Below are 19,188 nucleotides of genomic sequence, written 5' to 3' on the forward strand. Positions count from 1 at the left end.
GACATGGCCTACATCGACTTCCTCAGCTCCGTTCACAAAAGCACCCAGCGCGATTATCTGGCGCGCGTGAACGACCCTGAATTCCCCAAGCCCAAGGCGGCCGAGCTGGCCAAGCAATGGGGATTTGATTACTGGGACGGCGATCGCCGCATCTGCTACGGCGGCTATCGCTACATGCCGGGCCGCTGGGCACCGGTGGCGCAGGCGATGATCGACCACTATGGCCTGAAGGCGGGCGACAAAGTGCTCGACGTGGGATGCGGGAAGGGATTTCTGCTGTACGAGATGTCGCTGCTGGTCCCCGGCCTGGAAATCCATGGCCTCGACATTTCTCCGTATGCGCTGGAGCATGCCAAGGAAGAGATCCGCGATCGCCTGCTGTTGGGCAATGCCACCAGCCTGCCCTTCCCTGACCAATATTTCGATTTCGTCTTTTCCATCACCACGCTGCACAACCTGCACAACTACGATCTGGACAAGGCCTTGCGGGAGATGGAGCGGGTCGGCAAGCAGAAGTATGTTTGCGTAGAGTCATATCGCAACGAAACCGAAAAGGCTAACCTGCTGTACTGGCAGGTCACCTGCGAAGCCTTCTGCACCCCCGAGGAATGGGACTGGTGGTTCCGCCAGACCGGCTATACCGGCGACCATTCCCTCATCTATTTCGAGTGAACACCATGAGCATTCCCAAGACGATGCGTGCGGCCATCCTGGCCGAACTGCAACAGCCGCTGATCATCGATGAGGTCGAACTGCCGCCGCAGCTTGAGGTCGGACAAGTGCTGGTGAAGATCGGCGTCAGCGGCGTATGCGGCTCGCAGCTCGGTGAAATCGACGGTGCCAAGGGCGAGGACAAGTACCTGCCGCACCTGCTCGGCCACGAGGCCTCGGGCATCGTGGAGGAAGTCGGTCCCGGCGTGCGTTTCGTCAAGCCGGGCGATCGTGTGGTATTGCACTGGCGCAAGAGCCAGGGTATCGAATCGCTTCCGCCCAAGTACACCTGGCGCGGCAAGCCGCTCAACGCCGGCCTGATTGCAACCTTCAACGAATACGCCATCGTTTCGGAGAATCGTGTCACGCGTATCGATCCCTCCAGCGACATGGATGTTGCGGCACTGTTCGGGTGTGCGGTCACCACGGGCTTCGGTGTGGCCGAGAACAATGCGGACATCCGTTTGGGGGAATCGGTGGTGGTCTTCGGTGCCGGCGGCGTCGGCCTGAACATCATCCAGGCAGCCTCGCTGCGCTCTGCCTACCCCATCATTGCGGTCGATCTGCACGAAGGCCGGCTGGCGCTGGCCAAACAGGTCGGTGCCACGCATCTGATCAATGCCAGCCAGGTCGATGCCCGCACAGCGCTGCTGGAGCTGACGGGCAAGCAAGGCATCGATGTCTTCATCGACAATACCGGGCAGCCGCCCATCATCGAGATGGGCTATGAGCTGACCAAGGCGCAGGGACGCGTGGTTCTGGTGGGGGTGCCGCGTGCCGGCCGCAACATCAGCATCTACTCGCTGCCGCTGCACTTCGAGAAAACCATCAGCGGGTCGCATGGCGGCGAGGCCGTGCCGCATGTCGACATTCCCCGCTATACCAGGCTGCTTGATGCCGGCCTCATCCAGCTCAAGCCGCTCATCACCGAGCACTTCAAGCTGGACGACATCAACGTGGCCATCCAGCGCATGCGCAGCGGTGCCATGTCGGGCCGTTGCCTGATCCGCATGCACGACTGACCCAGCGCGAGCACGCCATGACTGCACTGAACCTGAAGGACAAGATTTTCGACACGCCCGGCTACTCCAGCGATGTCCGGCTCACGCCTGGGGAGCTGGAGGTCTTTCGCGCTGCCATCAGCGAGCAGTGGCTCGACGTGATCGGTAGGGCGCATCCGGAGCTGGTGGCGCAATTCAGGGAAGTGGGCATCGCCCGTTATCACGAGCTGTCCCATCTGCTGAAGCACGAATCACTCTGGCCCAAGCAGCATCGCTGCCTGCCGCTGCACAGCTGCCAGCAGATTCGCGGACTGCCGTTCCTTCAGACCATCCGTGCGGAGATGGGCGAGTTTGCCATCTCCGATGTCTTCTATGGGGATACCCACGAGGCCGGACGCGAAGAGATCTACTGGAGACTGGTACGCCCGAATGCGCCACGCGACATCGGCGGCATGCACGCCGACAAGTGGTTTCACGATGTCATGGGCATGGACGACCGCGCCTTCGCGGCACAGGCGGAGACCGTCAAGATCTGGATTCCGATCTATTCACAGCCAGGGCGCAACGGGCTCATGATCGTGCCCGATTCGCATCGCCGCCAGTATCGCTACCACGGCGAACCCGGTGCCGGTGGCATGAAGCCGATCATCGATGAAGATCCCGCGACACTGGGTGCGCAGCTGATGCTCACGGAGCCGGGCAACATGCTCATCTTCAACGAAGGCATTCTGCATGGGGGGGCGGTCAATCTGGGGGACCAGACCCGCGTGAGCGTCGAAATCACCATGGTGTTTCCGCCTTTGCGGCAAGAGCGCCGCTGAAGGCCATTCTGATCACCTTTCAAAATGGAATCTGATGCATGAAAACTCCCGTTCAAACCAAGGAACCTCAATACGCTGAAATTTTCGACATTGTTGAAAAGCATGGCGTGAGCCAGTTCGGCCTAATGGCTAACGCTTCGTGGAATGAAGATCCAAAGCGAACCCTCTTCACACTAGCGCGGTACAAATTCGTTGCCAAGATGCTGGCCGGCCGTCAGCAGGTTCTCGAAATAGGTTGCGCTGATGCTTTCGGGACGCGACTGGTGCAGCAAGAAGTGAGGCACGTCACGGCCGTCGATTTTGATCCGCTCTTCATCGAAGATGTGAAAGCAAGGATGAACCCGGCATGGCCGATGTCGAGCTTCGTCCATGACATGCTGGACGGCCCGGTACCCGGCCAGTTCGATGCAGTCTTCAGCCTGGATGTCCTGGAACACATTGAGCCGGAGAAAGAAGTTATTTTCCTCTCGAATGCAATGCAGTCCTTGACCGAACAGGGGGTGATGATCGTTGGCATGCCCTCACTCGAGTCGCAGGCATATGCCTCACCGCAAAGCAAAGCGGGACACGTCAATTGCAAGAGCGGAAAGGATCTTAAGGCATTGATGCAAAATCATTTCCACAATGTGTTTCTGTTCTCCATGAACGATGAAACAGTCCACACCGGGTTTTATCCCATGGCGCACTATCTGATCGCAGTGTGTTGCGGCAAAAAGGACGCCGCGTGACGGCAACTCCCCGCACGCTGCTGCTGGCCGCGGGATTTGGAACTAGGTTGCAGCCACTCACTTCGTTTCTTCCTAAGTGCCTGGTTCCGATCAATGGACGTCCACTGCTTGATTATTGGATACAGAGCCTGCTAGACCAGGGAGTGACCGATGTTCTCATCAATACGCATTACCTCGCCCCTCTGGTGGAGAGCTACATTGAGCACAGCAGCTGGTTTGGCCGGGTCAATTTGAGCCACGAACATGCGCTGCTGGGCACGGGAGGGACAGTGCTGGCGAATCGATCATTCTTCGGCAACGAACCGCTGCTCATTGCGCATGCTGATAACCTGACGCGCTTCGACTGCAGCGCATTCTTTGAAGCGCATCGCCGACGTCCGCACGGAGCGGCGATGACCATGATGCTGTTCGAGGCGGAGGAGCCGCGTTCCTGCGGGATCGTCGAGATCGATGGCCGCGGCATGGTTCAGGCATTCCATGAAAAGGTCGAGCATCCCCCGGGCAACCTTGCCAATGCCGCCGTCTATGTGATGGAGCCGGAGGTAGTGTCATTCATCGCATCATTGGGAATGCAAGAGGTCGATTTGAGTACGCAGGTCATTCCGCATTTCGTGGGACGCATATTTACCTTCTTGAATAGCGATTATCATCGCGACATCGGCACAATCAGCAGCTGGCAGCTGGCTCAGAAAGACTTTGGCATGCCCTCAGCCAGGCCGGAGAACGCCGCAGCCTGGCATCAGCTGCTGGATGCCCTTGGGCCGGATGTCTCGCGTACTCTGGCCGATCTTGATCCTGGCTGATGGAAGTCGCATCGAAATGCCCGAGCGCACTCCGATGACTGCGTTGAGCAAATTCAGTGTTTGAAATCCCTTTGCAAGCTTGTTTTACGGATGGTCCGCGAGGGCAAGCGGGTATTCTCTGCAGGCATGGGGCATCCGGATGGCCTTGCGGATTCAATGCAACCTTCCTGGTGGATCACCGCACGCTTCTCAACAACACACGGTAATGGAGACGAGATTGGATAGTTCATCGCACCCTGACATGGCCGCACTTCAGGAGATCAAGGCTCGGGCTGGAGATGATGCGCGGATCGTTTTCGTCTCCGGCAACTTCAATACGGTCCATCCTGGCCACTTGCGCTTGCTGAAATTCGCCTCCGAATGCGGTGATTTTCTGGTGGTCGGCCTGGCTGGTGATCATGTGGTAGGAGCTGTCCTCCCGGCTCAGTTACGCTTCGAGGGCGTGACCGCCATCAGCTTCGTTGACTATGCCTTCGTCATGGAGTCCTCGCCTGAAGAAATCGTCAAGTTGCTCCAGCCTGCTGTCGTGGTCAAGGGAGGCGAATACGAATCCCGCTTTAACATCGAGCAGTCTGCTGTGGACGAATATGGCGGCAAGTTGATGTTCAGCTCAGGTGAAATGCGTTTTTCATCCATCGAGTTGCTCAAGCGCGAGTTTCTCGAGCCCAATATGTCTTCGATCGTTCGGCCGCTGGACTTTCCGATGCGTCATGGCTTCACGATGAAAGATCTGCGCGCAGTCTTGAACAAGTTTCGGGGTCTGCGGGTTGCTGTCATCGGCGATCTGATCGTGGACGAGTACGTCAGTTGCGATGCACTCGGGATGTCCCAGGAAGATCCCACCTTGGTCGTCACCCCGATCTTGCAGGAACGCTTCATCGGGGGAGCAGGAATTGTCGCTTCGCATGCGTGCAGGTTGGGGGCCGAGGTCAGCTATTTTTCCGTTTCTGGAATCGATGCAGCAGCCGACTTCGCGCGCGAGAAACTGCAGGAATACAAGGTCAATGCCACCATTTTTGAAGACGACAGTCGCCCCACTACGCTGAAGCAACGCTTTCGCGCTGCGGGAAAGACCTTGTTGCGCGTCAGTCATCTGCGCCAGCATGATATCGACTTGAAACTGGGTCAGCGTTTTGTCGAGAAGGTCAAGAGCGTCCTGAACAATTGTGATCTGGTCATATTCTCTGACTTCAACTATGGGTGCCTGCCCCAGGTGGTGGTGGACCAGCTCGTGGAGGCCTGCACCAAGCGCAACATCCCTTTCGTCGCTGATAGCCAGTCTTCCTCGCAGATCGGCGACGTCTCAAGATTCAAGGGAGCTATCCTCCTCACTCCTACCGAACGCGAAGCGCGGCTTGCCGTGCGTGACAACAGTGCCGGCCTTGTCATGTTGTCGGAAAAACTGCGTCAGCGGTCGCAGTCATCCAATATCTTGCTCACGCTCGGGGCAGAGGGCATTCTGGCGCATGCTCAATCCGACGGCGAATTCGAGTGGCTGACCGATCGCCTCCCGGCGTTCAATACTACGCCCAAGGATACGGCAGGAGCAGGTGACAGTCTACTGACCTGCTCCTCGATGGCGATGACGGTCGGGGCTGACATCTGGCAGAGCATGTATCTGGGGTCGATTGCCGCAGCCTGCCAGGTCAGCCGCGTGGGGAACATTCCGCTCTCGGCCTCCGACCTGATGCAGGAGCTCCACGATATCGAATAAATGAAGGAAGGCCGCTTTACAGGATGGATGCCGGAATCCACTGCAGATAATGCTTCTGAGGAAAGACAAAAAAAGCATCCAGAGGCGTCTTTGCGATGAGCCTGTAACCCAAGGAAGTCAGATACCGTACCACCTCGTTTGACGTGGTGTCGTACAGGGACATGTTCTTGGTTTCGATCACGATCACGCCCGGCTGCCATTGATCCAATCTGGCTCCCACCAGACAATTCAGATCTTCGCCTTCGATATCGACCGACAGCAGATGAATCTCGTCGTCCGGCAGGTAGGTCTTTTTCAGGTCGAACAAGGTCGTTGTGGTCCGTTTCTCCACGATGACGTCCTCCGGGCGATAGCGTGATGAGTAGCGTGCGATCGCTGCCGCATCCATGCTGGAGATGGTCTTTTCCGGATAGATCGCGAACTCAACGTCCTTGATCGCATCCGATATCAGCCCGGTGACAAAGATATCGTCAGCGCGAATTTGTCCCCAGAGCGCGCCGAACTCATCGTTGCCGTCGACCGCAAGACCACGCCAGCCGGATCGGTAGAAGTGGTAGGTATTGTTCTGAACGACCGGATGATTCGCGCCGACATCGATATAACACCCTTGCGAGACGTTTCTGAGGAGCGATCCGACGATCAGATCTGATCCTTCGAAGCTGTAGCTGGCCTTGGCCGATGCGTAGTCGGGTAAATGGGTCATCAGTGAGTTGTATTGTATATGCTGGATGGAGGGATCGGTTTCCGCGGAAATCAGCGCGAGCGCCGAGGGCTTTTCCTTGAAGATCTGGCGGGCAAACTGGGTGAACGAAAGTTCTTCCCTCCCGCCAAGCTGATGGATGCCACCGGCCCGCTGATGCATGAGTAGCGTGATCGCCTCGGCAACCTCGCTGACGGAGATCGGTGAGATGAGCTTGTTGGTAAAGGTTCTGATTTTCTCGCCGTTTCCAACTTTTGTGCGCCACTCGGACAGCAACGGCATATCGTCGGAAATGACCTTGGTCAGTCGTAACACGCAGGCCTGCCGGGGGAAATGGGAGATGATGTGCTGCTCCACTTCCTGCTTGAACCGACCGTAAAGGGTGGTGGGACAGGGTATATCGGCAGGTGTGCGAAACGGCAGACTTCCGTCGAACACGGCATTGGACGACAAGTACACCACAAAGCACTCCTGCCCGACCAAAAAGTCAATCAGCCTGAGCGTATTGATAACGTTGATTTTCCTGCTTCTTACGGGATCTTGATCGCATTGCGCGATATTAGTCATGGCGGCACAAATGATTGCACAGTCGAAACCTTGCCCTAGCTGGTCCATCTGCAGGTCTTCCAGATCCAGATACCGCGTCGATTGGTCCACGTTCGTCAGCTTGCGGGTGGTTCCGATAACGCTCGCGCCCGACTGTTGCAAGCGGGTTTTCAGGACGCTTCCGATCTGGCTGTCGCTGCCGACAACGAGTGCGTTGAGTTGATCGCTCTGGTTCATGTTCCCTGATTGATGTACCGGTTTCCTCAGGATTTTAACGGGCAACAGGCTGGCCTGTGGCAGGAATTGGATAGCGAAACAAGCCGTAATCTGCCCTGATCACCCTCGCCCGGAGCAGTAAAATGGCTGTCGGAAAAATCCATAGGCATGCTCCAGGCTCGAAGGATTTATAAAAGGCGCGCTATGTTCTACGATGTAAGCTGAATCCCGGATAGACAAGTTTGTTTCGTTGAACCGATAAATCATCTCCCTTTATGCTGACCCTTCTTATCCCTACCAAGAATCACGGAATCTATCTGGACAACGTGCTGAACAATGTCGTGTTTGCGCCAGCCTCTCCAGTTACTCAGCTGTTCATTTTCAATGATGGGTCAACGGACAATACTGCCGAAATCCTGGCACGGCATGCAGGGGATAAACGCATCCGCTTCTTTGAAAAATCATCCAGCGTTGGCGTCATGCGAGCCTATCAGGAAATGTATCCGCAGATAGAGACACCTTACATGACCATGCTGGCCACGGACGACCTTTTCTTTCCCGAACAGATGGCAAGGTTGTTCGAGGAAACCGCACGCCGCAATGCGGATTTGGGATTTGGCAAGTACAAGATCCTGGAAAACGGCCAATACAGTGACCTGCAACATCCAGGTTGGCAAGGACGCCGTTTCAAAGCCGGTTGCGATTTTGAGGCGATGATGGGATTTGACCACTACGTGTTCCTGGGGATCTACAAGACGGCCTCGCTTCCCAAGCACGGTGCGGACGAATTCTTTCTCGATCTTTCGCTCAACAAACTGGCCGCGGCGGATGGATTGGGTGAATTTCGTGGACAGGATTGGAACCTGGCCCTCGAAATGGCCCTGGCTCATCCCGATGGGATCTACTTCCTTGATGAGTATGTGGGGGCCTTCCGCAAGGTCGCCAACCAACTGTCATCGGACGTTACCTACGTCCACACCGGCAGGGCGGTCTTCGAAATGGGCATATTGATTCTGAAATACTTCAGCGATTACGGCTTGCGACAGAAGATCAAGCGTGAACCCTATTTCCACCAAGCTGTGAAGAACCTGTTCTACGCCAAATTCGGCGGCGTCACTGAACAGGCCAAGCAATCAAGCAATTTTCAGGAAATCTACAAGCCGATCATCCTGGCGGCGGACACCATTCTCAACAATATGTAAAAGTGCCGTTCGATTCACGGTGACACCGCGCGTGGGTTGGGGCGTGAAGTTGTCTGGGGCATCAAAATTGCCCGCCCGGCTGGAACGCTTCTCTCAAGGCACTCGGGCGTAGATAGAACAATACGGACATCTGGTCCAATTGATATTGCGCAAAGCACATCAACTGAAAGATCAGCATAATATTTCCCAGCGGAATACGTTGCAATTTAGATAATTGCGTTGGATTTCTGGCGTATGGGCGGGATTGGTGATGTGGTCGCCACGGCTCAGTTAAGGTGGAAGCATCGTTTGCCATTTAAAAGCAATGGCTTCTAAACGGCAAACTTATGATTCCCTTCTCAGTTGAAGTGGGAACGATAATGTTGCCGCTCTCTAGAAGCATATGCCTGCCGCCAACCAGGCACTATATCTCGCGCCGTACAGCGCAACCTCATACCTCATTCCGATTTTCACGATCAAGGCTATGGTCACGGAACCATAACTTTGCCGCCTTCATAACGTGGACTCATAACTCTGCCGCAGTCCGCTTGCTCAATCTCGGCAAGGCTCCCAGTCTTCCTACGTTTATCCCAAAAATGCAAATGCTTGCCGTTTTCGGCACGGATTTGATACGTCCCATCACAAAAGAACATCCAATATTCCACATTCAACCACGGGATCCATTTATGACCACTCAGATGACCACACCAGCAGATAACAACGAGCAGCCAACCTCGATAGAGATAGCCGCACGGCGCCGCCTGCCAGCCTTTTATTTTTTGGCCCAAACTTTTGGACAGCGTAATGATATTTCGATAGAAGAATTTATCCGCTTCGCCAGAAACTTCTCCACTACAAAGCATGCACTAGTCGACATCCCCAAACCAACACAGAGGGAAGCATTCGATGCAGCCATGGATCTAGCAGCGCGCACCTATCCCGAGTATCTTGGATTACTATTAGCTCCATTAGATGAATCACTGATGGAGTTGATCAAACAAGATGCAAAAATTCAGTTCCGCATATGAGTTGTTTATACAAGAGGTGACAACCGAGACTCCTCGGATGCCTAGCGATCTTCGATTGCATTTCGAGAGAGTCGCCGTCGAACATGCCAAATGCATGGACAATTTCCAACACTATGTCATCTTCACAATGACCGAGGAGGAAGTCATTTCATATTTGTCTTTCGACGTAGGCCCGGACACATTGAGTATGATCGGGGCTTATACAGACGAAAAATGGCGAAGCCAAGGCCTTTTTACTGCTGCCTTTCAGTTCTTGTTTTCATCTGTACATGTGCAAGGCATCACGAAATTTGGGATTGGATTTGACGTACCTGCAACCTCGGAGGGAGCCGGCGCTAATGATGCAATAACTCGCTGGTTTAAAACGCATGGACCTCGAAATACTACTCTTAAGGTGCATTTCGACGGAAAAACCGTAACTCACCGCACCGCCGAATAAGCGCGTTATCCACTAGCTAGCGGCACGACTTACAACTTCGAACAACATGGGGTCACTTGAAGTCTGCCGGCCGGATGTGTATATCGACGCGAAGCGGCTCGAACTCGACGTCACAACCGCCGTGCATCTCGAGACGACTGGCAATGTTGTTCTTCTGCGCGAGTAAATGCCTATAGTCGGCGTAACTGAGTAGGACATGAGTTTCTATGCCGTCGTCAGTAATATAGACAGGACCGTTTTCGGTCGCACTAAGTGCCTTATACACATCTTGGGCAAACTCTTGCGCAGGTAACGAAGTAATTGCCATAGCAAACTCCTTTTAGATCATTTTTTGTGATGCACCAGATCGCCAATCTGCATTCGTAGAAAGACAGTGTGCGCCGGAGCGTACTTTCGCTGAGCTTACACGGGGAGCTTACGATTCTATGATAGCCGCGGGCGCAACACCAGGTTCCCTGTAAAAGCTCACCTTTCAAAACCGCCTACTACGCGACCATCGCGGTGGCTGTTGATTTGCGTCACGTCGCAGCCCAACTCTGCCGGCGCCTACCTCTTACAATTATTAGTGTTGTGCCATCTAAAGATTGGGTAGTTGCACTAGAAAATCAACAATCTATATAACCGAACCTGTCTCGGAAAGCCGTGTTCGTGGGCTTGATGTTCCAGCGGAGCCTGCTTTCGGCCAGAAGCGGACGTTCCCAGCAATTTTTTAGCTGATCCTGAAGGGTAGATAACCGACAAATCCCGCCCCTACGCCCATCAACTACGTTCGCATGATTTGCTGGGGTGCATACCGGGTTCCACACCCGACCATCCCCATTTTTTCTTTGAGCTAAGATGTCCGCTATCGGCCCCGAGCACGCATCTATGAATTCCAAACCAATATTTATCCCAAGAGGCAAGCGCATGGATTTTCTCCGGACCTTGATAATTGGAAACTCGGGCGCTGGGAAAAGCTGGCTGGCTGATCGACTAGCCAAGAAATACGGTAGTCCTCACGTTGACCTTGATTCACTTCATTGGCTGGGAACCGGGTACAACGAAGCCCGAGAGAGAAGCGAAACAATAGCCTTGGTCAAGTCAGCGGCGTCGCAAGATCAATGGGTCATTGAGGGTATTTATGGCTGGCTTGTAAGCGAGATCGCAGCGAATGCCACAGCGTTGATATGGCTATGTCCTGACGAAGTCGAGTGTATAACAAACATTCGACAAAGAGGCCGACGTGGCAATGCAAGCGAACAATCATTCTCTGAATTGCTTGATTGGGCTAAAACCTACAGGCAGCGTACTGGATCGAGCTCCTTCAGCGTGCACCAGCGAATTTTTGAAGAATTTGCTGGGACTAGATATCTGTTTAGAGAGCGAACAGAGATAAGCAGATTTTTGGACCGGTAGAGAGGCCAGGGCTGTTTCCGGCCAGAAGCGGACTTTGAGTATCCATTGCTTAGATGGCCAGCGTTGGCTGAATGTACCCTACTTTCTATTGCGACCCAACTGTAAGCGAATCGATATCCAAGACGTCGTCTGGCCCCCATGTCTCCGGGACAGCCCATTTCGCCTCCCGCAACGAGCCCTGTACTAGGCCGTCAACGCCCAGAATGGTAGCGAAGATAGCCATGCGAATCGGCACGCCATTGTCGGTCTGACGGAAGATCGCCAAGCGTGCATCTCCGTCCAGGTCGATATTGAGGTCATAAGCGCCCGGTCTGCTGTCGCGCGGCAGAGGATGCATCACGATAACGTCGTTCTTGCAGTATTGATTGACCACCTTTTTGTTGATTTCAAAAATGGACAGAAAGCCGTCAATGGTCTCGCCGGTCAGGCGTTCGCGCTGGATGCGGGTGGTGTAGATCACGTCTGCACCTTGCAATGCACGCTCCAGCGAATCCGATATTTCTACGTCATGGCCACGCAGGGCGATCAGCTGCGTGATCTCTTCAGGCATTTCCAGGGATGGTGGCGACACCAGCGTGAAACGCATACGTCGATATAGAGACAGCAGCTGAACCAACGAATGGGCGGTACGCCCATATTTGAGGTCTCCCGTGATAACAATATGGCTGCCGTCAATTAGCTTGCCCAGGCGTGAGAACTCGCGCTGAATCGTGTACAGGTCAATCAAGGCCTGGGTTGGATGCTCACCCGCGCCGTCACCACCATTAATTACCGGCACATGGGTGGCGCTGGCGAACTGCGCCACCGAGCCCTGCTCGGGATGCCGTACCACCAGAACATCGGCGTAACCGCTGACAGTACGACTGGTGTCGCCGATAGACTCTCCCTTCGCCATCGAGGAATAGGTAAATCCGGTGGTATCACAGACGGAGCCGCCCAGGCGCATGAAGGCCGAGGCAAAACTGAGGCGGGTACGAGTGCTGGCTTCGAAGAACAAATTTGCCAGTACCGCACCTTCCATCACACGGCTGACTTTGCGTCGCCTAGCGATGGGTTGCATGATGTCGGCAAGTGCAAATAAGCGCTCGCTGGACTCGCGACTGAACTGTGCCACCGACAGCAAATGGCTCAAACGACCAAAACCCCGGGGCGGTACCTCCTTGCCTCGCAATGCTGAAGACCCAGACTCTTCACGCCTGGCGCGGAGATCCCCGGCCGCCAGAATCTCCGAAATAAAACGCCTTGCCATCTCAGGCATGGCCCGAAACTCACTCGACTCGTCGGGCAATAGCCAAGTATCCAGTGCGCGCTTGGTACAACCAATGCGCTGGGAAAAGGACTCCCGAGTCATATTGAGAATGCGCATTGCGTCGCGTAAAAAGACTTGCTGAGGCATATTCATCACTTAATAATATGCGCATTGCGTATTAAAATCAACAAATGTACGCAATGCGCTTTTGAATTAATATCTCAACAAGCTTGTAAACGGAACAATGGAGTAGAACGAGGCCCCTGGGATACGCGGCGACAATTTCGACACCCCCTAGAAAGAAAGCCAAGGGGGGTGACATCCCATGCGGCAGTAACGCATCCGATCCGCAAATGAGCCTATACCCTTCCTTCACCTTCAGTTTTAAGGCAAATTCACGCGTTCAAACAATGAGAAAGCCATCGCTAGAGGACCACTTCTTTTCGCGGCACATTTATGGCAGTCCGCTTTCAGGAGCGGACTTCTACAAAAACGGGGGAGACTATGGAAGTTATTGATAACGAGCCACACTTCTGGTTTCTTTTCTCAGATGCAAGCTCATTGTTTTTGGACGTAGACTGCGAGCACGGTGCGGTAAGTTACAACGTCTTAGTTCAATTGAGTGACCAGGAAGGAGCTGACTATGCAAACGATGGTCATGAATATCTCAGCAAGCTAGCCGAAAAGATCAGTTACTCGGCACCTGGCGCCGTAGGTAGTAGCTCAGAATACAAGAACAGAAACGTAGCCTCGAAGTATGCCGACGGGATAAATGCTGCCTTCAGCGCTTGGCGCGCTAAAGAGTTGAAACAATAATAGGGGCCGCAATCGGCCAGAAGACGACAGGCCCAGTTTTTAGATACTTCTAATGGCTCTTGGCTAATTCACCAGTTTTTCATAGAGCGCCCAAGCGACTTCTTCTCTCTTTATCCCTGCCTGAACGAAGCCGAGCGATTCGTAATAGCCGCATAATGTTCTATTTTTAAGGTCGCAATCTAGGCGAATATATCGGAGATTCAAATCACGGATTTTGTTGGTGCTCCAAACCAGCATGAAGCTACCCAGTCCCTGGGCATTAAACCCATTCCTCACACAAAGCCCATGAACATAGCCTGCTGCCAGCTCATGGCCTTCCCAATGAGGGTCTGGTCCGAAATCAAGTGTAAACGTCGCAACAGTAAGTTCTGCTTGTTCTACGAGGTAGACCTCGCGTTTGGCGATATGATCAAGAACCCACCTTTCTGAGAAGCCATCTCCCTCTTTGCCCCACACATAGTCGCCGTAGCTGACCTTCTTTCGATGTGCGTCATTCCGGATTTCGGTAAGGACGGCAACATCCTCGACGGAGGCTCGTCGAACTTCTCTGTGTATCATCTTGGTTCCTCTGAGCGGAGAAATCGCATGTTCGCCAAAATCGGTAATGTCTGCAAGCGGCCAGAAGCAGACTATCTAAGGTGAGCAAACAGTCTGTTTTATAAGTTTTCTAAAATAGACTTGTCGAACCCTATCAGCCAAAGTCTATCGACCCACGTAAATCATGGATTTGTCTCAATTTATCTCTGCGATAGAAGATACCCCTCTTTCCAATTGGAAAGACTCCCCACCGTGGCAACTGACCGGACAAAGCGAATCTATCGTCAGGATGATGATGGAGGATCTTGACCGGTTTCAATTCAACATTGAGAACGAAGTAGCCGTTCATGTAACGGCTACCGTTGAAAAAGGCGCAATCTTGAAAGGTCCAGCAATAATCGGCCCAGCCGTCTTCGTTGCAGCTCATGCTTATATCCGTGGTGGAAACTGGATTGATGAACGCTGCATTATTGGCCCTGGCTGTGAGCTCAAGTCATCCTTCGTTTTTGCAGAATCCAGATTGGCGCATTTCAATTTCATCGGGGACTCGATTATTGGTCGAGATGTCAATCTCGAAGCGGGCTGCATCATATGCAATCACCGCAATGAGCGAGTCAACAAAACTATCTCTGTACGCGCTGATGGCGTTCTGTTCAATACCGGTATTCAGAAGTTTGGCGCGCTGGTCGGCGACCATAGCCGCCTTGGGGCGAATTCTGTTATTGCGCCTGGCATGCTGATTCATCCGAGTACGGTCATTGAACGAGGTGCTTTGCTGGACGATGATGCCGTTGAAATGTAAGCGCCGATTTTTGAAGTGCAACCCTAGACTGAAGTGAAAGATGCTCGAACGCAGCTTTGTTCCACGTCGTCCAACGATTGGGTCAGTAAAGCATTTGGATGTGCGCCCATAAATCTTCCAGGTAAATAATGATCGAGCTAATCGTTGAGACGGAACCTGTGTTTGAGCATAAAGGCTACTGGTCGATGGTCGTCCGCTGTATAACGGATATCAAGGAATTGGATAGATTCTCAACAGCAGTACCTTACAAAGCAGAGTTCGTTGACGAAGGCACTTGCCTAAAAACAATCTTCGAACCTGGCGTGGACGTTGATTTGGTTGTTGATAAGATTCATTCGTATGACCGCGAATGGAATATTGTTAGCGAAGGGATGACAGCAAAAATTTTCGCTATCGGTGATGCTTCAAAAGTTCGCGCACGATCATTACTCCAAGGGGATTTATTATCCCCCAGACGTATTCGTGAAACTGATATAGCTAAATTTAAGTCGCGACCGAATCCCTGATTGAAAAATGCGGGCGCGTCCGCAATCGGCGACATCATTTACTTCGGAATATGGTTTCCCAAAAGATCTTTCTCGCATAGCGGCATGCATCCTCTTCTCTTGCTACGTACACGCAATTGTGAGCGATGAGGATATTTTTCCACGAGAAGGTACTATCGGCAAACGCCCTGATTATTTCGTCGGTTAGTCCCTGCCTTAAAACCGGGCTATTGGCAAGATGCTCCTTTAAGGTCGAAATTGCCTCTTCGTCCGAAAGTCCGGCGGCATCACTGAAGTAAGTTCCTAAAACATGATCTAGATATTCGTACATTTTTTGGGCGAGATTACCAAAGGCCATTAAACGTTGAATATAAATTCAAATTACCACGTCTGCTTTCGGCCAGAAGCGGACATTCACTGCCAACGCAAAAAACCGTAGTCCGAAAGTCGAGTCGCATTTCGTTAGCATAGAAACAACAGCTATAAATTCAACTATGTAAATATCTCTACATAAAGTAGAGTTACTTACATGAATAGTTCATCAATCCGTTGGCATCTTCTGATCGCCAGCCTTCCCACTACTAGCGCTACCGCCCGCATGCGGCTATGGCGCGCTCTCAAGGCCCTCGGCTGCGCTCCCCTTCGAGACGGTGCGTATCTGCTCCCCGAACTTCCCCGTCACGCCGAAACACTGGCAGAGCTGGCTGAACAGACCAACTTCGAGGGAGGCGAGGCCTGGCTAGTGAGAGTGGAGCCGCGCAATGAAGTGGATGAGCAAGCCTTCCGGGCGCGCTTTGACCGCACGAAGGAGCATGGGGAGTTTTTGGAGTTGGTCGTTGAGGCGAAAAAAGGACTGGCATCGCAAACGCCAACTGACATCGCCAAGATACTCAAGAAGTTGGCCAAGGACCGAGACGCTATCGAAAGGATCGACTTCTTTCCGAACGAGGCTTCTCTGGATGCCAGCGCTGCCTGGGCTGATTTCGCAGAGAAAGCCAATGCAATCCTCTCGCCAGGCGAGCCACAACCGCAAACTCGGGATCTTCAGGTTCTGCAGGCCCAGGAATATCAAGGACGTACTTGGGCAACGCGACGCCGTTTATGGGTAGACCGTGTGGCCAGCGCCTGGCTTATCCAGCGCTTCATTGATCCCAAGGCCCGATTTTTGTGGCTGGACAGCCCGAGCGATTGCCCGGTCGATGCGCTGGGTTTCGACTTCAACGATGCCACCTTCACACACGTTGGCGACAAAGTGACGTTTGAGGTGCTGGTCGCCAGCTTCCAGCTGCCACCTACCCCAGGAATAGAAAAGCTTTCCTCACTTGTTCATGCCTTGGATGCCGGCGGTGAAGCGCCGCTGGAAGCGGCCGGATTCGAAGCGATCCTCACCGGTGCGCGTACTCGCCTGGCCGACGATGATGCTTTTCTGCTGGAAGTGGGGACTATTTTGGATTCCCTCTACGCTCACTACAGCAAGGAAGCTCCCTAAATCAATTCCTCCAATTGCAACGAACGAGAACTATGGACATCGAAAAAAAAGAACGGGGCGGAACACTCTCCCATGAACGCCATGGCGTGTCATTTCGTGACGCATTTTGGGTATGGGTTCGCGTTGCTGCGTTGAGCTTCGGCGGCCCGGCAGGTCAGATTGCCGTTATGCACCGGATACTGGTTGAAGAGAAGCGCTGGATCAGCGAAACACGTTTCCTTCACGCGCTGAACTATTGCACTCTCGTACCAGGACCGGAGGCGCACAAGCTGGCGGTGTACATCGGTTGGCTATTGCATCGAACACGAGGAGGGCTTGTTGCCGGACTTTTGTTCATCTTTCCTGGACTGATTGCCCTGGGGATTCTCAGTTGGATTTACGCGACGTATGGAAGTGTCGGCTACGTACAAGCCTTTTTCTTTGGCTTGAAGGCGGCTGTTCTTGCAGTCGTACTGGAAGCTGTCCTCAGAGTGGGGCGCCGGGCTCTGAAAACGCAGCTCATGGTGACAGTAGCTGCGCTCTCGTTCGTCGCAATCTTCATTTTTGCAGTCCCGTTTCCCGTCGTCATTCTTGCCGCTGCACTGATGGGGCTGATTGGAAACTGGTCGGGGAGAATGGCGCCGCGCAATGCTGCGAATAGCGATGCGTCGACCAATGCCGATGCAACTCCCGCCGCAATTGACGCGGCGTTCGACATAGAGATTCCAGAGCATGTCCGGCCATCGACCACTCGCGCCATCAAAGTCAGTTTGATCGGACTATTGCTTTGGCTGGGGCCATTGTTTGCGCTCTTGGGGGCGACTGGCCCTGACAGCGTCTTTACGCATATCGCTACGTTCTTCAGCAAAATGGCCGTACTGACCTTCGGCGGCGCTTACGCAATTCTGTCCTATGTCGCGCAACAAGCCGTTGATCATTATCACTGGCTTGCACCAGGAGAGATGCTGGCGGGACTAGGCATGGCAGAGACGACACCCGGTCCACTGATCAGCGTGGTCCAATTCGTTGGATTCATGGCGGCCTTCCGTCAGCCGGGAGCGCTTGATCCCGCATTTGCAGGAACGCTCGGAGGAGTCTTGGCAAAATGGGCGACTTTTGCGCCGTCATTCCTGTTCATTTTCATCGGAGCGCCTTACGTGGAGGCGGTCCGTCACAATAGGGCACTTAACGTTGTGCTCTCCACCATCATGGCTGCCGTCGTAGGAGTTATCCTGAATCTGGCGGTTTGGTTTGCACTCCACACCTTGTTTGCGGAGATAAACGTCCTGCGTGTATGGGGCATGACCCTTCAAGTCCCGGTATTGTCCAGCCTTGACCCTTGGTCATTACTGCTGTCTGCCGCTGCCGTCCTGGCGCTGTTCCGATTCCATCTTGGCATGATGAGCACCTTGGCGGGCTGCTGCATTGCAGGCACCGCCATCCACGTTCTTACATGAGCCTGTGGGGCATCGTCCTCGCGGCGTGATGTGATATTGAAGTTGTCTGCTTTCGGCCAGAAGCGGTCCTCATTCGAATGAGAATCTCACACGATACAATCCCTCAATAAAAGCGAGGAAATACATCAATGCGAGTGTTTTTAGACGATGAACGAGCACCCCCAGTAGGCTGGGTTCGGACTTACTGGCCAGAGGGAGCTATTGCGTTGCTCGAAGCAGGAGGTGTCGTCGAGATCAGTCTTGATCATGATCTAGGCGATGACGAACACGGGACCGGCTACGACGTCATCTTGTGAATCGAGGAAGCTGTTGCGACCAGGAACTTTCCTGCCCCGGTCATCAAAGTACATTCCGCAAATCCATCTGCGCGTGAAAAGATGCTGGCTGGGATCAGATCAATCGAAAATCTCCTGCGACGCTTAAGTTAAGTCCGAAATCGGCAAGAGAAGACCTCCGGCGCTTTGTTCTGTTCAACTGGCCGTCAGGCTGTTTAGTTGTTTCTGGATTGGGTGTCAAGCTCAAACCGAACTGGGTGTCCACGAGCGCCCGAAATACGCAAATCACAAGCGCGCGGCCAGGATCATGCGTGAGTACGAGGTATACGGCCATCATCGGCGCAGGTTCAAGCCTGTGGCCGGCTCTGAAACTGACGTCGCCGTCTTTCCTAATCACTATCAGAACATCATTCCAACGGAGCCAGATCGTGTCTGGGTTGCCGAGATCACCTACCTCCGAATAGCATCCGACTTTATCTACCTGGCCGTTGTTTTGGATGCTTGCAGCCGCAAGGTAATCGGCTACGCTTTATCCAAGCGGATCGACACGCCTTTGGCCCTGGCCGCGCTGACGGCCGCCTACAGAATTCGCAAGTCGGCGCCCGGCACCTGCATTCACCATGCGGATCGTGGGAGCCAACATGCCAGCGCCTTATACCGGGATTCTTTGGCTTAGTTTCCCGACCAACCTTGGTCCAGCCCGAGGGGTTCACTCCATAAGTGGGTCAGATTTGGATGCAATTCAACAGCTTGCGGAACTGCGCTTGTCACGGGAAATAATCAGGCCTCGGAGGCCCCTCAGCCATAAGTTCAAGA

General features: G+C 53.6%; 20 protein-coding genes. 16 read left to right on the forward strand and 4 right to left on the reverse strand.

What is annotated here, in order from left to right:
* Positions 1 to 3: 3 nt before the first annotated feature.
* The 6 genes from E2K99_RS22640 to E2K99_RS22665 all read left to right on the forward strand — a co-directional run bounded on the left by E2K99_RS22640 (position 4) and on the right by E2K99_RS22665 (position 5,778).
* Positions 4 to 672 carry a class I SAM-dependent methyltransferase gene (locus E2K99_RS22640; RefSeq protein WP_134223633.1) on the forward strand — a complete coding sequence of 223 codons (669 nt, stop codon included), beginning with the start codon at positions 4 to 6 and terminating at the stop codon, positions 670 to 672.
* A gap of 5 nt (positions 673 to 677) precedes the next feature.
* On the forward strand, positions 678 to 1,733 hold the full coding sequence (locus E2K99_RS22645) for a zinc-binding dehydrogenase (RefSeq protein ID WP_134223634.1): 1,056 nt from the start codon (positions 678 to 680) through the stop codon (positions 1,731 to 1,733).
* A gap of 17 nt (positions 1,734 to 1,750) precedes the next feature.
* Positions 1,751 to 2,533: a phytanoyl-CoA dioxygenase family protein gene (locus E2K99_RS22650; protein ID WP_134223635.1), complete on the forward strand. Its 783-nt coding sequence runs from the start codon at positions 1,751 to 1,753 to the stop codon at positions 2,531 to 2,533.
* A 38-nt stretch (positions 2,534 to 2,571) separates the two neighbouring features.
* Entirely contained in the window at positions 2,572 to 3,261 is a 690-nt protein-coding gene (locus tag E2K99_RS22655) for a class I SAM-dependent methyltransferase (RefSeq protein WP_134223636.1), read from the forward strand.
* Complete coding sequence (locus E2K99_RS22660) at positions 3,258 to 4,064, forward strand: nucleotidyltransferase family protein (protein WP_240733796.1); 807 nt, start codon at positions 3,258 to 3,260, stop codon at positions 4,062 to 4,064. Before E2K99_RS22655 ends, E2K99_RS22660 begins: the two co-directional genes overlap by 4 nt.
* A 241-nt stretch (positions 4,065 to 4,305) precedes the next feature.
* Complete coding sequence (locus E2K99_RS22665; RefSeq protein WP_240733797.1) at positions 4,306 to 5,778, forward strand: PfkB family carbohydrate kinase; 1,473 nt, start codon at positions 4,306 to 4,308, stop codon at positions 5,776 to 5,778.
* A gap of 16 nt (positions 5,779 to 5,794) precedes the next feature.
* Here E2K99_RS22665 and E2K99_RS22670 read toward each other — a convergent pair whose 3' ends face one another.
* On the reverse strand, positions 5,795 to 7,261 hold the full coding sequence (locus E2K99_RS22670; protein ID WP_134223638.1) for a sugar nucleotide-binding protein: 1,467 nt from the start codon (positions 7,259 to 7,261) through the stop codon (positions 5,795 to 5,797).
* A gap of 254 nt (positions 7,262 to 7,515) precedes the next feature.
* Between E2K99_RS22670 and E2K99_RS22675 the strand changes: the two genes are divergently transcribed.
* From E2K99_RS22675 to E2K99_RS22685, 3 genes are all read left to right on the forward strand, one after another.
* Positions 7,516 to 8,442, forward strand: coding sequence for a glycosyltransferase family 2 protein (locus E2K99_RS22675; RefSeq protein WP_134223639.1), 927 nt, complete (start codon positions 7,516 to 7,518; stop codon positions 8,440 to 8,442).
* Positions 8,443 to 8,969: 527 nt separating this feature from the next.
* On the forward strand, positions 8,970 to 9,449 hold the full coding sequence (locus E2K99_RS22680; protein ID WP_134223640.1) for a hypothetical protein: 480 nt from the start codon (positions 8,970 to 8,972) through the stop codon (positions 9,447 to 9,449).
* A 94-nt stretch (positions 9,450 to 9,543) separates the two neighbouring features.
* Positions 9,544 to 9,888, forward strand: a complete 345-nt coding sequence (locus E2K99_RS22685) for a hypothetical protein (protein ID WP_134223641.1) — start codon at positions 9,544 to 9,546, stop codon at positions 9,886 to 9,888.
* Between the two features lie 52 nt (positions 9,889 to 9,940).
* Here the strand turns inward: E2K99_RS22685 and E2K99_RS22690 are convergent, their stop codons facing one another.
* Positions 9,941 to 10,195, reverse strand: a complete 255-nt coding sequence (locus E2K99_RS22690) for a type II toxin-antitoxin system Phd/YefM family antitoxin (protein ID WP_134223642.1) — start codon at positions 10,193 to 10,195, stop codon at positions 9,941 to 9,943.
* 1,173 nt (positions 10,196 to 11,368) lie between these two features.
* Positions 11,369 to 12,685 carry an aspartate carbamoyltransferase gene (locus tag E2K99_RS22700; protein ID WP_134223643.1) on the reverse strand — a complete coding sequence of 439 codons (1,317 nt, stop codon included), beginning with the start codon at positions 12,683 to 12,685 and terminating at the stop codon, positions 11,369 to 11,371.
* A 351-nt stretch (positions 12,686 to 13,036) separates the two neighbouring features.
* On the opposite strand from E2K99_RS22700, the gene E2K99_RS22705 reads away from it, so the two are divergent.
* Positions 13,037 to 13,348, forward strand: coding sequence for a hypothetical protein (locus E2K99_RS22705; protein ID WP_134223644.1), 312 nt, complete (start codon positions 13,037 to 13,039; stop codon positions 13,346 to 13,348).
* A 63-nt stretch (positions 13,349 to 13,411) separates the two neighbouring features.
* On the opposite strand, the gene E2K99_RS22710 is transcribed toward E2K99_RS22705, so the two are convergent.
* The gene (locus tag E2K99_RS22710) at positions 13,412 to 13,906 is read right to left on the reverse strand and encodes a GNAT family N-acetyltransferase (RefSeq protein ID WP_134223645.1); all 495 of its coding nucleotides are present in this window, start codon (positions 13,904 to 13,906) and stop codon (positions 13,412 to 13,414) included.
* 163 nt (positions 13,907 to 14,069) lie between these two features.
* Here E2K99_RS22710 and E2K99_RS22715 point away from each other — a divergent pair, with 163 nt between their 5' ends.
* From E2K99_RS22715 to E2K99_RS22740, 6 genes are all read left to right on the forward strand, one after another.
* The gene (locus E2K99_RS22715) at positions 14,070 to 14,687 is read left to right on the forward strand and encodes an LbetaH domain-containing protein (RefSeq protein ID WP_134223646.1); all 618 of its coding nucleotides are present in this window, start codon (positions 14,070 to 14,072) and stop codon (positions 14,685 to 14,687) included.
* A gap of 128 nt (positions 14,688 to 14,815) precedes the next feature.
* Complete coding sequence (locus E2K99_RS22720; protein WP_134223647.1) at positions 14,816 to 15,193, forward strand: hypothetical protein; 378 nt, start codon at positions 14,816 to 14,818, stop codon at positions 15,191 to 15,193.
* 508 nt (positions 15,194 to 15,701) lie between these two features.
* Positions 15,702 to 16,661: a chromate resistance protein ChrB domain-containing protein gene (locus tag E2K99_RS22725; protein WP_134223648.1), complete on the forward strand. Its 960-nt coding sequence runs from the start codon at positions 15,702 to 15,704 to the stop codon at positions 16,659 to 16,661.
* 32 nt (positions 16,662 to 16,693) lie between these two features.
* Complete coding sequence (chrA, locus tag E2K99_RS22730; protein WP_134223649.1) at positions 16,694 to 18,097, forward strand: chromate efflux transporter; 1,404 nt, start codon at positions 16,694 to 16,696, stop codon at positions 18,095 to 18,097.
* A 128-nt stretch (positions 18,098 to 18,225) separates the two neighbouring features.
* Complete coding sequence (locus tag E2K99_RS26165; protein WP_338033874.1) at positions 18,226 to 18,393, forward strand: cyclic-phosphate processing receiver domain-containing protein; 168 nt, start codon at positions 18,226 to 18,228, stop codon at positions 18,391 to 18,393.
* Between the two features lie 286 nt (positions 18,394 to 18,679).
* On the forward strand, positions 18,680 to 19,048 hold the full coding sequence (locus tag E2K99_RS22740) for a DDE-type integrase/transposase/recombinase (RefSeq protein ID WP_134223650.1): 369 nt from the start codon (positions 18,680 to 18,682) through the stop codon (positions 19,046 to 19,048).
* Positions 19,049 to 19,188 lie beyond the last annotated feature (140 nt).

Source organism: Herbaspirillum huttiense (assembly GCF_004367745.1).
Taxonomy (GTDB): domain Bacteria; phylum Pseudomonadota; class Gammaproteobacteria; order Burkholderiales; family Burkholderiaceae_D; genus Herbaspirillum; species Herbaspirillum huttiense.

Coding starts and splice junctions, on each gene's coding strand:
- E2K99_RS22640 (WP_134223633.1), top strand. CDS start 4: ATGGCCTACATCGACTTCCTCAGCTCCGTTCACAAAAGCACCCAGCGC.
- E2K99_RS22645 (WP_134223634.1), top strand. CDS start 678: ATGAGCATTCCCAAGACGATGCGTGCGGCCATCCTGGCCGAACTGCAA.
- E2K99_RS22650 (WP_134223635.1), top strand. CDS start 1,751: ATGACTGCACTGAACCTGAAGGACAAGATTTTCGACACGCCCGGCTAC.
- E2K99_RS22655 (WP_134223636.1), top strand. CDS start 2,572: ATGAAAACTCCCGTTCAAACCAAGGAACCTCAATACGCTGAAATTTTC.
- E2K99_RS22665 (WP_240733797.1), top strand. CDS start 4,306: ATGGCCGCACTTCAGGAGATCAAGGCTCGGGCTGGAGATGATGCGCGG.
- E2K99_RS22670 (WP_134223638.1), bottom strand. CDS start 7,261: ATGAACCAGAGCGATCAACTCAACGCACTCGTTGTCGGCAGCGACAGC.
- E2K99_RS22675 (WP_134223639.1), top strand. CDS start 7,516: ATGCTGACCCTTCTTATCCCTACCAAGAATCACGGAATCTATCTGGAC.
- E2K99_RS22685 (WP_134223641.1), top strand. CDS start 9,544: ATGGACAATTTCCAACACTATGTCATCTTCACAATGACCGAGGAGGAA.
- E2K99_RS22690 (WP_134223642.1), bottom strand. CDS start 10,195: ATGGCAATTACTTCGTTACCTGCGCAAGAGTTTGCCCAAGATGTGTAT.
- E2K99_RS22700 (WP_134223643.1), bottom strand. CDS start 12,685: ATGAATATGCCTCAGCAAGTCTTTTTACGCGACGCAATGCGCATTCTC.
- E2K99_RS22705 (WP_134223644.1), top strand. CDS start 13,037: ATGGAAGTTATTGATAACGAGCCACACTTCTGGTTTCTTTTCTCAGAT.
- E2K99_RS22710 (WP_134223645.1), bottom strand. CDS start 13,906: ATGATACACAGAGAAGTTCGACGAGCCTCCGTCGAGGATGTTGCCGTC.
- E2K99_RS22715 (WP_134223646.1), top strand. CDS start 14,070: ATGGATTTGTCTCAATTTATCTCTGCGATAGAAGATACCCCTCTTTCC.
- E2K99_RS22720 (WP_134223647.1), top strand. CDS start 14,816: ATGATCGAGCTAATCGTTGAGACGGAACCTGTGTTTGAGCATAAAGGC.
- E2K99_RS22725 (WP_134223648.1), top strand. CDS start 15,702: ATGAATAGTTCATCAATCCGTTGGCATCTTCTGATCGCCAGCCTTCCC.
- chrA (WP_134223649.1), top strand. CDS start 16,694: ATGGACATCGAAAAAAAAGAACGGGGCGGAACACTCTCCCATGAACGC.
- E2K99_RS26165 (WP_338033874.1), top strand. CDS start 18,226: ATGCGAGTGTTTTTAGACGATGAACGAGCACCCCCAGTAGGCTGGGTT.
- E2K99_RS22740 (WP_134223650.1), top strand. CDS start 18,680: ATGCGTGAGTACGAGGTATACGGCCATCATCGGCGCAGGTTCAAGCCT.